At 62.2% G+C, this 12,746-nt stretch carries 14 protein-coding genes; 11 read left to right on the top strand and 3 right to left on the bottom strand.

Annotated features, from left to right (window positions below):
- Positions 1-20: 20 nt before the first annotated feature.
- Both AC1D1Y_RS19015 and rpmH read right to left on the bottom strand, forming a co-directional pair.
- On the bottom strand, positions 21-440 hold the full coding sequence (locus AC1D1Y_RS19015; protein ID WP_477683696.1) for a ribonuclease P protein component: 420 nt from the start codon (positions 438-440) through the stop codon (positions 21-23).
- Positions 441-493: 53 nt separating this feature from the next.
- The gene (rpmH, locus tag AC1D1Y_RS19010; protein WP_007862708.1) at positions 494-628 is read right to left on the bottom strand and encodes a 50S ribosomal protein L34; all 135 of its coding nucleotides are present in this window, start codon (positions 626-628) and stop codon (positions 494-496) included.
- Between the two features lie 446 nt (positions 629-1,074).
- On the opposite strand from rpmH, the gene dnaA reads away from it, so the two are divergent.
- From dnaA to AC1D1Y_RS18960, 10 genes are all read left to right on the top strand, one after another.
- Positions 1,075-2,469, top strand: coding sequence for a chromosomal replication initiator protein DnaA (gene dnaA, locus AC1D1Y_RS19005; RefSeq protein WP_477683695.1), 1,395 nt, complete (start codon positions 1,075-1,077; stop codon positions 2,467-2,469).
- Between the two features lie 328 nt (positions 2,470-2,797).
- Entirely contained in the window at positions 2,798-3,904 is a 1,107-nt protein-coding gene (gene dnaN / locus AC1D1Y_RS19000; protein ID WP_477655973.1) for a DNA polymerase III subunit beta, read from the top strand.
- 148 nt (positions 3,905-4,052) lie between these two features.
- Positions 4,053-6,680, top strand: a complete 2,628-nt coding sequence (gene gyrB, locus AC1D1Y_RS18995; protein ID WP_477683694.1) for a DNA topoisomerase (ATP-hydrolyzing) subunit B — start codon at positions 4,053-4,055, stop codon at positions 6,678-6,680.
- A 32-nt stretch (positions 6,681-6,712) separates the two neighbouring features.
- Positions 6,713-6,991, top strand: a complete 279-nt coding sequence (locus AC1D1Y_RS18990) for a DUF3297 family protein (RefSeq protein ID WP_477683693.1) — start codon at positions 6,713-6,715, stop codon at positions 6,989-6,991.
- A gap of 135 nt (positions 6,992-7,126) precedes the next feature.
- Positions 7,127-7,753 (top strand): 3'-5' exonuclease, encoded by a 627-nt coding sequence (locus AC1D1Y_RS18985; RefSeq protein WP_477683692.1) that lies wholly within the window; start codon positions 7,127-7,129, stop codon positions 7,751-7,753.
- 107 nt (positions 7,754-7,860) lie between these two features.
- Positions 7,861-8,277: a VOC family protein gene (locus AC1D1Y_RS18980; RefSeq protein WP_477655977.1), complete on the top strand. Its 417-nt coding sequence runs from the start codon at positions 7,861-7,863 to the stop codon at positions 8,275-8,277.
- Positions 8,278-8,437: 160 nt separating this feature from the next.
- Positions 8,438-9,238 (top strand): SDR family NAD(P)-dependent oxidoreductase, encoded by an 801-nt coding sequence (locus tag AC1D1Y_RS18975; RefSeq protein WP_477655978.1) that lies wholly within the window; start codon positions 8,438-8,440, stop codon positions 9,236-9,238.
- A 40-nt stretch (positions 9,239-9,278) separates the two neighbouring features.
- Entirely contained in the window at positions 9,279-9,566 is a 288-nt protein-coding gene (locus AC1D1Y_RS18970) for a hypothetical protein (protein ID WP_477655984.1), read from the top strand.
- 55 nt (positions 9,567-9,621) lie between these two features.
- Complete coding sequence (locus AC1D1Y_RS18965; RefSeq protein ID WP_477655979.1) at positions 9,622-10,392, top strand: alpha/beta fold hydrolase; 771 nt, start codon at positions 9,622-9,624, stop codon at positions 10,390-10,392.
- 138 nt (positions 10,393-10,530) lie between these two features.
- Positions 10,531-10,755 carry a hypothetical protein gene (locus AC1D1Y_RS18960; protein WP_477655980.1) on the top strand — a complete coding sequence of 75 codons (225 nt, stop codon included), beginning with the start codon at positions 10,531-10,533 and terminating at the stop codon, positions 10,753-10,755.
- A gap of 22 nt (positions 10,756-10,777) precedes the next feature.
- On the opposite strand, the gene AC1D1Y_RS18955 is transcribed toward AC1D1Y_RS18960, so the two are convergent.
- The gene (locus tag AC1D1Y_RS18955) at positions 10,778-11,596 is read right to left on the bottom strand and encodes an alpha/beta hydrolase (protein ID WP_477683691.1); all 819 of its coding nucleotides are present in this window, start codon (positions 11,594-11,596) and stop codon (positions 10,778-10,780) included.
- 114 nt (positions 11,597-11,710) lie between these two features.
- Here AC1D1Y_RS18955 and AC1D1Y_RS18950 point away from each other — a divergent pair, with 114 nt between their 5' ends.
- On the top strand, positions 11,711-12,541 hold the full coding sequence (locus tag AC1D1Y_RS18950) for an inositol oxygenase family protein (protein ID WP_477683690.1): 831 nt from the start codon (positions 11,711-11,713) through the stop codon (positions 12,539-12,541).
- The last annotated feature ends 205 nt before the right edge of the window (positions 12,542-12,746 follow it).

Raw genomic sequence — 12,746 nt, 5'->3', positions numbered from 1 at the left:
GACAGCGGCCAGCACGGAGTTCATGGTGCTTTGGCCCCTGCCTGCATCAAGGCCTGGACTTCGGCGCGCACCGCCTGCTTGAGCAGCTCGGAAGTGGCGCTGATGAATTCTTTGCGCGAAAAATCACGCCGCAAGCGGACCACATACGCGGCCTGGGGGTACTGATGCGAAAAATCAGCGCTCACGGTGTAGATCTGGCGTTTGATGGCGTTGCGCGTGACAGCCCGTTTGGCCCAGCGTTTGGGAACCATCGCCCCGAGCCAGACGTCCTGGACGGGGAACAGCGACCTTGCCGCGGGGACATCAACAAGGCTGCCGGATTCGGCTTGCACGGGCTGGGCATCGAGCGCATTGCGGTGCAATGCGAAGTGCATTGTTTTTGCAACAATGGCGCCGGCAAGGACTGCCTGGAACTGGGAACGGGTTTGAAGCCGCTGCACGAGCGCCAGGCGTCAGTTCGAAAAACTGCGGATGGCCAGCAAAAACGACAGGCTTAGACAGCCAGGCGTTTGCGGCCTTTGGCGCGGCGTGCAGCGATCACTGCGCGGCCGCCGCGCGTTTTCATGCGCGTCAGGAAGCCGTGCGTACGGGCGCGTTTGACTTTGGAGGGTTGGTATGTGCGTTTCATGATGAGTCCTGGTCCTGTTTGCTWGTTAGCCTATTAGCTTGTTAGCCGTTCAGCTACAAAGCTTCCCCCTCGGCGATTCGAATGATCTTGGTGGCCGTACAACACAACCAACTCTGCAAGTCTGCAAACAGGTATCAAACCCGCTGCGAATCAGGGAAACCCATGATTATCGCAGATTTCCCAACGCTGGCAACAAGTTAGCCCACTCATTGGCGGTAAAGGCTGAGAAGCACCCGGCCGGCCCGCCGAGCCGCGCCGCAGGGCCGCCAGAACCTGCCGGAATCCCCGCCGGAGGCGCCAGAAATAGGTTGAAACCCGAAGCAATTATTTTGTGGATAACTCCCCGTCCGGACTACAATTGCCGGTGCTCAAAATTAACAATATCCACAAGCAGCGACACGCCGCCCGGCCTCTTCTGCCAGGCCGGCAACCCGGCAAAAACCAGCATGAGTGAGGCATCCGTCCAAAACCTGAGCCAGGACTTGTGGCAAAGCTGCGTCGACCATCTGGCGCAGGAATTACCCGAGCAGCAGTTCAACACCTGGATCCGTCCGCTGGTGGTCAACGTCGCGGCCGACCTCTCCAAAGTCACCGTCCTGGTGGGCAATCGCTTCAAACTCGACTGGGTGCGCGCACAGTACGCCGGCCGTATTTCAGCCCTGCTCGAGAAGATTTCCGGCCAGAGCATACCCCTTGAGTTAGCGCTTGCTCCTCGTGAAGCCCCCGTTAAATCAGCTTCTTTGATTCGTAGCTTCGAAGGCTCGAATATTCCCGAGCCCGTCGGCCTGGGCGTGCCCGAAGAAGCCGCCGGCGCGCCTTTCAAGAATCGCCTCAACAGCGCACTGACCTTCGACACCCTGATTGAAGGCACGGCCAACCGCATGGGCCGGGCTGCGGCGCTGCATGTTTCCAGCAGCCTGGGCCAGCTTTACAACCCGCTTTTTATCTACGGCGGCGTCGGTTTGGGCAAGACCCATCTGATGCACGCCATCGGCAATAAACTGCTGSCCGACAACCCCAACGCCAAAGTTCTCTACATCCACGCTGAACAGTTTGTTTCAGATGTGGTTAAAGCTTACCAACGCAAGACTTTTGATGAATTCAAGGAGCGTTACCACTCCCTGGATTTGCTGCTGATCGACGACGTCCAGTTCTTCGCCAACAAGGACCGCACCCAGGAAGAGTTTTTTAACGCTTTCGAGGCCTTGCTGACCAAAAAGTCGCACATCGTGATGACCAGCGACACTTATCCCAAGGGCCTCACGGATATCCACGAGCGCCTGGTGTCACGCTTCGATTCCGGCCTGACGGTCGCCATCGAGCCGCCCGAGCTCGAAATGCGCGTCGCCATCCTGATCCGCAAGGCCGAGGCCGAAGGCGCCTCCATGCCCGAGGAGGTCGCCTTCTTCGTCGCCAAGAACGTGCGCTCCAACGTGCGCGAGCTCGAAGGCGCGCTGCGCAAGATCCTGGCCTACTCCCGCTTCAACCTCAAGGAAATCTCCATCCAGCTGGCCCGGGAGGCCCTGCGCGACCTGCTGTCCATCCAGAACCGGCAGATCAGCGTCGAGAACATCCAGAAGACCGTCGCCGACTATTACAAGATCAAGGTCGCCGACATGTATTCCAAGAAACGGCCCGCCAGCATCGCCCGGCCGCGCCAGATCGCCATGTATCTGGCCAAGGAACTGACCCAGAAGAGCCTGCCCGAGATCGGMGAGCTCTTTGGCGGSCGCGACCACACCACGGTGCTGCACGCCGTCCGCAAGATGTCCGCAGAGCGCCAGCAGATGACCGAGCTCAACCAGCAGCTGCACGTGCTGGAGCAGACCCTGAAGGGCTGAAAGCGCTCCCTATATATGGCACCCATCGCAAATATGGCAAATGAATCCTTTAGCGCTCAGTTTTTCAGGCCCAATCCCCGGCTTAAATGCCTTCACAACAAGTTTGGGGACAACTTTTGAACAACCCATGGTTTATCCACAGAAGCAGATGACAATCGAAAGTTGTTCATATCCGGCAGCAGGCTTCCACGGTATCTGGACACATGGTTAAACAAACGCCAAGTGGTTGATCAAAAAGGGGAAAATGGCGCTATCCACAGATTGGCGCTGCCCTTATCTACTACTACTAATTTGAATTAAAGAATTAAAGATATATACAGAGGAAGTCATGATCGTTCTGAAAGCAACCCAGGATAAAGTTTTGTCGGTACTGCAATCGGTCGCCGGCATCGTTGAGCGCAGGCACACCTTGCCGATTCTGGCCAACGTCCTGATCCGCAAAACCGGCGCGCAAGTGCAGCTCACCACCAGCGACCTCGAAATCCAGATCCGCACCACGGCCGAACTCGACGGCGACGCCGGCAACTTCACCACCACCGTGGGTGCCCGCAAGCTCATCGACATCCTGCGTTCCATGCCCAGCGACCAGACCGTCTCGCTCGAGTCCTCGCAGAACAAGCTGATCCTCAAGGGCGGCAAAAGCCGCTTCACGCTGCAGACCCTGCCCGCCGAAGACTTTCCCCTGGTCCAGGAAGCCGCCAACTTCGGCCCCGGTTTCTCGGTCCCGCAAAAGGTGCTCAAGGAGCTGCTCAACCAGGTCTCCTTCGCCATGGCGGTGCATGACATCCGCTACTACCTCAACGGCATCCTCTTCGTCGCCGAAGGCAAGCAGCTGAGCCTGGTCGCCACCGACGGCCACCGCCTGGCCTTCTCCTCGGCCATGCTCGACGTCGAAGTGCCCAAGCAGGAAGTCATCCTGCCGCGCAAGACCGTGCTCGAAATGCAGCGCCTGCTCAGCGACAAAGAGGGCGCCATCGAGATGCAGTTCGCCGGCAACCAGGCCAAGTTCAGCTTTGAAGGCATGGAGTTCGTTACCAAGCTGGTCGAAGGCAAGTTCCCCGACTACAACCGCGTGATCCCCAAGAACCACAAAAACATCATCACCCTGGGCCGCGTGCCCCTGCTGGCCAGCCTGCAGCGCACCGCCATCCTGACCAGCGAGAAGTTCAAGGGCGTGCGCCTGAACATCGAACCCGGCACCCTGCGCGTGGCCTCCAACAATGCCGAGCAGGAAGAAGCCGTCGACGAGCTCGACATCGACTACGGCGGCGACGCCATCGAAATCGGCTTCAACGTCACCTACCTGATCGACGCCCTGGCCAATATGGACCAGGACATGGTCAAGATCGAACTGGCCGACTCCAACAGCTCCGCGCTGCTGACCATCCCTGACGATGCGGCCTTCAAATACGTGGTGATGCCGATGCGCATCTAGCGCGCTGAACACACGCCGACACCCATCAGACCCGCGACCCTACGCGGGTTTGGTCATTCAAGAGATTGAAGAAATCGAAGCAATTCGAAAAGACATCGCGAAATAAATCCCGAAATTGCTCGCGAAAAGATCGGAAAAGAAGCCGGATATGACTGAAGAAAACAAAGTGAACGAAGCCGAACAGGTGCATGTGTCCGAAGGCGCAGCCACCGAGGAAAGCTCCAATTTCCAGCCCAAGATCGACACCAACCAGGCCGGCGCGTCCGAAGCCTATGGTGAAGGCTCGATCCAGATCCTCGAAGGCCTGGAAGCCGTGCGCAAGCGCCCCGGCATGTACATCGGCGACACCTCCGACGGTACCGGCCTGCACCACCTGGTGTTCGAGGTGGTCGACAACTCCATCGATGAAGCCCTGGCCGGCCACTGCGACGACATCGTCGTCACCATCCACACCGACAACTCCGTCAGCGTCACCGACAACGGCCGCGGCATCCCCACCGGCATCAAGATGGACGACAAGCACGAGCCCAAACGCTCGGCCGCTGAAATCGCCCTGACCGAGCTGCACGCCGGCGGCAAGTTCAACCAGAACAGCTACAAGGTCTCCGGCGGCCTGCACGGCGTGGGCGTGAGCTGCGTCAACGCGCTCAGCAAGATGCTGCGCCTGACGATCCGCCGCGACGGCAAGGTCCACGTGATGGAGTTTTCGCGCGGCTTCGTGCAGAACCGCATCATTGAACAGGTCGACGGCGTCGATGTGTCGCCCATGAAGGTCATGGACGCCACCGACAAGCGCGGCACCGAAGTCCACTTCCTGCCCGACACCGAAATCTTCAAAGAGAACAACGATTTCCACTACGAAATCTTGAGCAAGCGCCTGCGCGAGCTGAGCTTCCTGAACAACGGCGTGCGCATTCGCCTGAAAGACGAGCGCACCGGCAAGGAAGACGACTTCTCCGGCGCCGGCGGCGTGCGCGGTTTTGTGGATTTCATCAACAAAGGCAAGACCGTCCTGAACCCCAACGTCTTCGCGGCCATGGGCGACCGCCAGAGCGACCAGGGCACCAACATCGGCGTCGAAGTCGCCATGCAGTGGAACAGCGGCTATAGCGAACAGGTCCTCTGCTTCACCAACAACATTCCCCAGCGCGACGGCGGCACCCACCTGACCGGCCTGCGCGCGGCCATGACCCGCGTCATCAACAAATACATCGACGACAGCGAGCTGGCCAAAAAAGCCAAGGTTGAAGTCACCGGCGACGACATGCGCGAAGGCCTGTGCTGCGTGCTCAGCGTCAAGGTGCCCGAGCCCAAGTTCAGCAGCCAGACCAAAGACAAGCTGGTCTCCAGCGAGGTGCGCGGCCCGGTCGAAGACATCGTCAGCCGCCTGCTGCACGACTACCTGCAGGAACGCCCCAACGACGCCAAGATCATCGTCGGCAAGATCATCGAAGCCGCCCGTGCCCGCGAAGCCGCCCGCAAGGCCCGCGACATGACGCGCCGCAAAGGCGTGCTCGACGGCATGGGCCTGCCCGGCAAGCTCGCCGACTGCCAGGAAAAAGACCCCGCCATGTGCGAGATCTACCTGGTCGAGGGTGACTCCGCCGGCGGCTCCGCCAAGCAGGGCCGCGACCGGAAGTTCCAGGCCATCCTGCCCCTGCGCGGCAAGATCCTCAACGTCGAAAAAGCCCGCTATGAAAAGCTGCTGACCAGCAATGAAATCCTGACGCTGATCACCGCCCTGGGCACCGGCATCGGCAAGGCCGGCGGCGTCGGCGGTACGGCCGGCACCGACGACTTCAACGTCGCCAAGCTGCGCTACCACCGCATCATCATCATGACCGACGCCGACGTTGACGGCGCCCACATCCGCACCCTGCTGCTGACCTTCTTCTACCGCCAGATGCCCGAGCTCGTCGAGCGCGGCCACATCTACATCGCCCAGCCGCCCCTGTACAAGGTCAAGGCCGGCAAGGAAGAGCAGTACCTCAAGGACACGGCCGCCCTCGACGGCTTCCTGCTGCGCATCGCCCTCAAGGACGCCAGCGTGCAGACCGGCCCCGACGAAAAATCCACGCTCACCGGCGACACCCTGGCCGAACTGGCCCGCAAACACCAGCTGGCTGAATCCGTGATTGCCCGCCTGCGCGGCTTTATGGATGCGGAAGCCTTGCGCGCGATCGCCGACGGCGTGAGCCTCAACCTCGACACCGTGGCCGACGCTGAAGTGTCGGCCGTCGCCCTGCAGGCCAAGCTGCGCGAACTCAACACCACCGGCACCCCCGCCGAAGTGGCCGGCGAGTTCGACACCCGCAACGACAAGCCCATCCTGCGCATCAGCCGCCGCCACCACGGCAACGTGAAGAGCAGCGTGCTGACACAAGACTTTGTGCACGGCGCCGACTACGCCACCCTGGCCGAAGCCGCCGCCACCTTCCGCGGCCTGATCAGCAGCGAAGGCGCGAAAGTCATGCGCGGCGAAGGCGAACGCCAGAAGGAAGAAAAGATCAGCGATTTCCGCCAGGCCATGGCATGGCTCATCGGCCAGGCCGAAAACGCCACGGCACGGCAGCGCTACAAAGGCCTGGGCGAGATGAACCCCGCCCAGCTATGGGAGACGACGATGGACCCGACCGTGCGCCGCCTGCTGCGCGTGCAGATCGACGACGCCATCGAAGCCGACCGCGTCTTCACCATGCTGATGGGCGACGAGGTCGAGCCCCGCCGCGAGTTCATTGAACAGAACGCTCTGCGCGCCGCCAATATCGACGTTTAAGCCAACGAACGCCAACCAGTCTTTTGATACCCATGACCGAAGAAACCACAGCAACCACGGCAACAGCAGCATCCACCGAACGCCCGGCGCTGCCCGACCACCTCTCCACCGACGAGCGCAGCCCGCATTTCGTCAAGGCCATCTTCGAGCACGACGTCGGCATACGCTTTAACGACAAAGAACGCTTCGACGTCGCCGAATACTGCATCAGCGAAGGCTGGATCAAGGTCCCTGTCGGCAACAAGGTCGACCGCAAGGGCAACCCGTTCATGATCAAGCTCAAAGGCAAGGTCGAGTCGTTTTACAAATAAGTAAGCGAACAACAGGCTTGGCCCGCTCGGTGCATTCGCTGATCGGACCTTGATGAACACCATGAAGCAGAACTCCCACAAGAGTCCATTTCATGGTGTTTTTCTTTGCATGAGCAACAAAAACAACAAAAAGCCGTGAGCAGCAACTGCATCGCCGTCATCGACTTCGAAACCACAGGCCTCTCGCCCGCCATGGGTGACCGCGCCACCGAAGTCGCCATCGTGCTGGTGGACCAGGCCAGCGGCAAGGTGGTCGACAGCTTCCAGAGCCTCATGAACGCGGGGCGCTACATCCCGTCCTTTATCGAAAGCCTGACCGGCATCAGCAACGCCATGGTCGTCGCCGCACCCTCGGCCGATACCGTGATGAGGGAAGCCAGCCGCTTTGTCGCTAACGCCCCCATGGTGGCCCACAACGCCTCCTTTGACCGCCGCTTCTGGGAAGCCGAGCTGGGCTTGGCAGGCGAGAAGACCGCAAACCAGCCCTTTGCCTGCACCATGCTGGTCGCCCGAAGGCTGTACCCCCAGGCGCCCAGCCATAAGCTCGGCGTGCTGATCGACTACCACCACCTGCCCAAAGCCGGCCGCGCCCACAGGGCCATGGCCGATGCGGAGATGGCAGCTTCCTTGTTGGGGAAGATTCAGGATGACTTGCGCAGCCGGCACCGGGTGGCCAAACCTGATCATGGTTTGTTGCTGGCGTTGCAGCGGTGTGCCAAGCCGGCTGTGCCGGCGTTGATGTCTAAGTATGCGGACGCGTGAGAAGGCTGTCCGCGCTTGCGATGGCTTGTGAGCTTGAGGGTCTTTGAATTGCAATGCCCAGGTTGCGAAGCTAAGCTTTTCCCTCCCAACCAACAAGGACAAAGCCCATGCCCAACACCCCCACCCTCCCCGAAAGCATCATCTCCCACGTCTCCATAGGCACCAACGATTACGAGCGCGCCAAGGCCTTCTACACGGCCGTGCTGGGCGCGCTGGGGATCAAGGTGATCATGGAGCACCCTGGAGCCGTGGCGTTCGGGCGCGCTTATCCGGAGTTCTGGGTGGGTGTGCCGCATGACGGGGGCAAGGCGCATGTGGGCAATGGCTCGCACTTTGGCTTCCTGGCCGTGTCCAGGGCCCAGGTCGATGCCTTTTATGCCAAGGCGCTGGAACTGGGCGGGCAGGGGGATGGCGCGCCGGGGCCGCGGCCGATGTATGGGCCGCAGTATTACGGCTGTTTTGTGCGTGACCTGGATGGGCACAAGATCGAGGCGCAGTTCTCGGACATGTCCGCTGCGGGCTGACAGACCGATTAAGCGCCAGGCCTCGCCTTGTCGCGCGGGGGTACGGGGCGCTGTCTGACACCGGCGGGTTTTAGGGGTTTCCAGAATGGGTTGATATGGGCCGGCTTTGCATCGCCGGCGTGTGTTCAACCCTTTTCTTTTTCTTCTGGAGGCCTCCATCATGGAATCTTCTTCGCTTCGCCCGCTGGCGATTGTCACGGGCGCTTCTTCGGGCATTGGCTACCACCTGGCCCAGCGCGCGGCCCAGGAGGGCTTTGACCTGGTGATCGCGGCGGACCAGCCGCTGGATGCCGCCGTGCTGGACTTTCGTGCACTGGGCGCGCAGGTGGACGCGGTGCAGGTTGACCTGGCCACGCGCGAGGGCCTGGAGGCCTTGCTGGCGGCCGTGCGGGGCCGCACGGTGGATGCGCTGCTGGCCAATGCCGGGCACGGCCTGGGCCACGGCTTCCTGGACCAGGATTTTGCCGAGGTGCTGCATGTGGTCAACACCAATATCTCAGGCACGATTTATTTGGTGCAAAAGGTGGGGCAGGCCATGCGCCTGCAGCGCCGGGGCCGCATCCTGCTGACGGGTTCGATCGCGGGCTTCACGCCGGGCAGCTTCCAGGCGGTCTACAACGGCAGCAAGGCCTTTATCGATTCGTTCGCGGCGGCGCTGCGCAATGAGCTCAAGGACACCGGCATCACGGTGAGCTGTTTGATGCCGGGCCCGACGGACACGGCGTTCTTTGCCCGCGCCGGCATGCTGGACACCAAGGTCGCGACGGACAGCAAGATGGACCCGGCCGAGGTCGCGAAGATCGGCTTCAAGGCGATGATGGACGGCGAGGCCGACGTGGTGGCGGGCCTGAAGAACAAGCTGGAGGTGGCGATGGCCAAGGTCACGCCCTCGCAAGTCTCAGCCGAGCAGCACCGCAAGATCGCCGAGCCGGGCACGGCGACACCGGTTGAACACGCCTGAACCCCTTTTTTTTAAACCCCTTCACAAGGAGACACACACCATGGCGAACAAACCCGGCAAACCGAACATCCAGCGCAGCGTGGGCATCACCGGCACCGCTGCCGACCCGACCATTGAGCAGGAAGACACCAACACCGGCACCGGCACGGACCCCAAGGCCTCATCAGGCCACGGCGGCAAGGTGGAAAACGACTTCAACCAGATGGGCGAACAAAAACCCACACAGAAGAACGAGGGCCAGCGCACGGCCAACAGCCGCAGCGACCGGGAGTCGCATGTGGGCGGCAGCAACCAGCTGCAGTCGCGCCGGGGTACGACGGGGCGCTGAGGGGTGGGGACACGTTTGGGACAGCCATCCTGAACAGCCCTGAACAGAAGTGACCGTGGAAAATTTCAATCACCACAGCGGCGACCACCTGGCGCTGGACAGCGCGAAGATCTACTTTGAGGTCCATGGCGACAGCGCGGACCCGCCGCTGCTGTTCCTGCACGGAGGGCTGGGCACGCTGCGGGATTTCAACGACGTGCTGCCGCGGCTGGCAAAGCGCTTCAGGGTGATAGGCCTGGACAGCCGCGGCCACGGCAAATCGACATTGGGGACGGCGGCGATGAGCTACCAGCGGCTGGCGCTTGACGCCGCCGGCGTGCTGCGGCACCTGGGCGTTGAGCGCTACAGCGTGCTGGGTTTCAGCGACGGCGGCATCACGGCCTTGCGCATGGCCGCGCAGGCGGATGCGCGTATCGACCGGCTGGTGGCCATAGGCACCGACAAGATGCTCAAGCCCGACGACCCGGTGCGCAAGCTGCTGGCCGGCGTCACGGCGGAAAGCTGGACGAAAAAATTCCCCGAGACGGTGGCGCTGTACCAGGCGCTCAACCCGCAGCCCGACTTCAAGGCGCTGGTCAATGCCGTCGTGCCGATGTGGCTGGACGACAGCGGCAACGGCTACCCCGGCGACAGCGTCAGGCGGATACGCTGCCCCTTGCTGGCGGTTCGCGGCGATGAAGACCCCCTGGTCTCGCGCGCCAGCGTGTTCGAGCTGGTGGAGCAGGTGCGGGGTGCGAAGCTGCTGAACATCCCCTTCGCGGGCCATGAGGCGCACAAGGACCAGGCGGAGCTGGTGATGGCGAGCGTGAACCGCTTCCTGGAATGAGGGCTTCCGGGGCGCATCTTTACCTGGCGCTGAGGCAATTCCTTACAAACCGCAACACGGCGGACGCACAGCCCTAAGCCGGGCGGCGCAGCATCAAACCCTTGTTGATTTGTTGTTGCTGATGATGGAGTGCCTGCCATGAAGAAGATTGCCGACTTTCTGTTCCGACCGCGCTACCTGCGCGCCATCCCCTCGCTGGTGGTGCTGACCACGGCCATGGCCTGGGGTGTGGCGCCGGACCCGGATGCGATGGACACGGCGCAGAAGGCCGAAAAGCGGGCGGGTGTGAGCCTGTCGCTGAACCATGCGGCCATGGGCAGCAGCCCCAAGGACACGGCGCTGGACAAGCCCGAACAGGCCTGAGCGGCCTCACCGCCTCAAAGGTTCAAGGCTTGGCCGCAATCACCCAGCGGCTGATCTTGCCGACCACGTCGGCCTCCAGTCCGTTAAAGCCGTGGTAGGCCATGGCCTCGCAGGGGTCACCGCGGCTCTGGCCGCCGCTTACGCGGATGAGTTCGGCCTTCGGGGTTTTGGCGAGCTTCTCCATCAACATCGGCATGTCGCTGAAAAGGCAGACCTTGCAGCCGTCGCTTTCATGGTGGACCACGAGCACGGGGATGGCGAGTTTTTCGAGCGGCATTTGGGGCACGGCGCGGCCCTTGGGGTCGACCAGGATGGTGGAGGTCAGCACCAAGCCGTCGGGGCCGCCCTGGGCCGGTGCGGCCTCGGTGGCGATGTAGGCGGCCGACTGGGTGCCGCGGCTGGTGCCGACCAGCCATACAGGCACGGGTGATTGCTGTTTCAGCCAGGCAATGAGGGCCAGCACGTCGGCACTGTGTTCCGGCTTTTGCCGGTTGCCGCTCAGGTAGGGCGGCGACTGTTTGTCGGAGGGCGCGTCGATGACGGCGACGGCCAGGCCGGCATCGGCGAACTGCTGGCGCGTGCGCACCAGGAAGTTGCCGCCGCCCCCGGCGAAGCCGCCGCCGTCGGTAATCTGCAGGCCGCCATGGCCGCCGGCCATCAGGATGACAGAGGCCTTGGGCGGGCCCGAGGGGGCGATGTAGACAAACCGCTGGGTGACGCCGGGACGCGTGGGAATGTCGACGACGCGGGGCGCTGCCGCGCTTTGCGCAAAAGCGGACTGGCCAGCCAGGGTCAGCAGCAGGCCGGCGGCGAGGGCGCGTAAGAGGTGTCTGCGTGGCATGGGCGCTTTCCGGGGCAGGGGTTGCCGCCAATATAGCCGCGGCGGCCCGGCCCGTGAGCCGGGTTTGCACGCAGTGGCGGCGCTTCCTACAATGACTCATATATGAACGCCGCCATGCCCCAACCCAGCGCCGCCAGCCCTTCCGTACAAGCCGCCCTGCTGGCCGGCGAGCCCGAACGGGCCGCCTACCGCGACTACGCCCAGCCCGGCCTCGACRGGGTGCGCACTTTCTATCGCAACAACCACCAGCACCAGACGCTGGACTTTGTACTGGCCAAAAAGGCGCAGTGGCTGGGCTTCACGCAGCGCGAGATGACACCCTGGGCCGCGCTGGAATTCCTCAACACCCTGGTCGACGAGTCGGACCCCGACATCGAGCTGCCGCAGATCAGCCACCTGCTGCAAACGGCCGAAGCGATACGCGCCGACGGCCATCCGGACTGGTTTGTGCTGACGGGCTTTATCCACGACCTGGGCAAGGTGTTGTGCCTGTTCGGCGAACCGCAGTGGGCGGTGGTGGGGGATACCTTTCCGGTGGGGTGCCGCTTCTCGGAGCGCGTCGTCTACCCGGAGTACTTCGCGCTGAATCCCGACAGCGCGGATGCGCGCTACAACAGCGAGAACGGTATCTACACGCCCGGCTGCGGGCTGGATGCTGTGCACATGTCATGGGGGCATGACGAGTACTTGTACCAGCTGATGAAACCTTATTTGCCGCTGCCTGCGCTGTACATGATCCGGTATCACTCGTTTTATGCGTGGCATAGGGAAGGGGGGTATGGGCATTTGGCCGATGCCCAGGATGTGGCGCACCTGCCGTGGGTGCAGAGATTCAATCCTTATGACCTTTATTCGAAGAATGAGCGGCCGCCGGTTCTGGCGGAGTTGAAGCCTTATTACGACGAGCTCATGGCTAAATATTTGCCTGCTCAGCTGAAGTTGTAGTTTGCTTCCAGCGGGGGTGCCCTCTGCTGAGTWTTGCTGGCCGGGRTCGCCCGGCGGCGACTCACTTTTCTTTGCTTCGCCAAAGAAAAGTAAGCAAAAGAAAGGCGACCCGCAGTCTGGGTCCCTACGCTTCGCTACGGGCAACCTGCGGTGCTCGACTACGGCGGGGTCTCGCTAAACTCGCTACGCTGCGCTTCGCTCAGAC

This window comes from Polaromonas sp. P1_G1, assembly GCF_056405595.1.
Note: the sequence above shows the minus strand (reverse complement) of the source record. Positions and strands in the feature narration are given on the sequence as shown.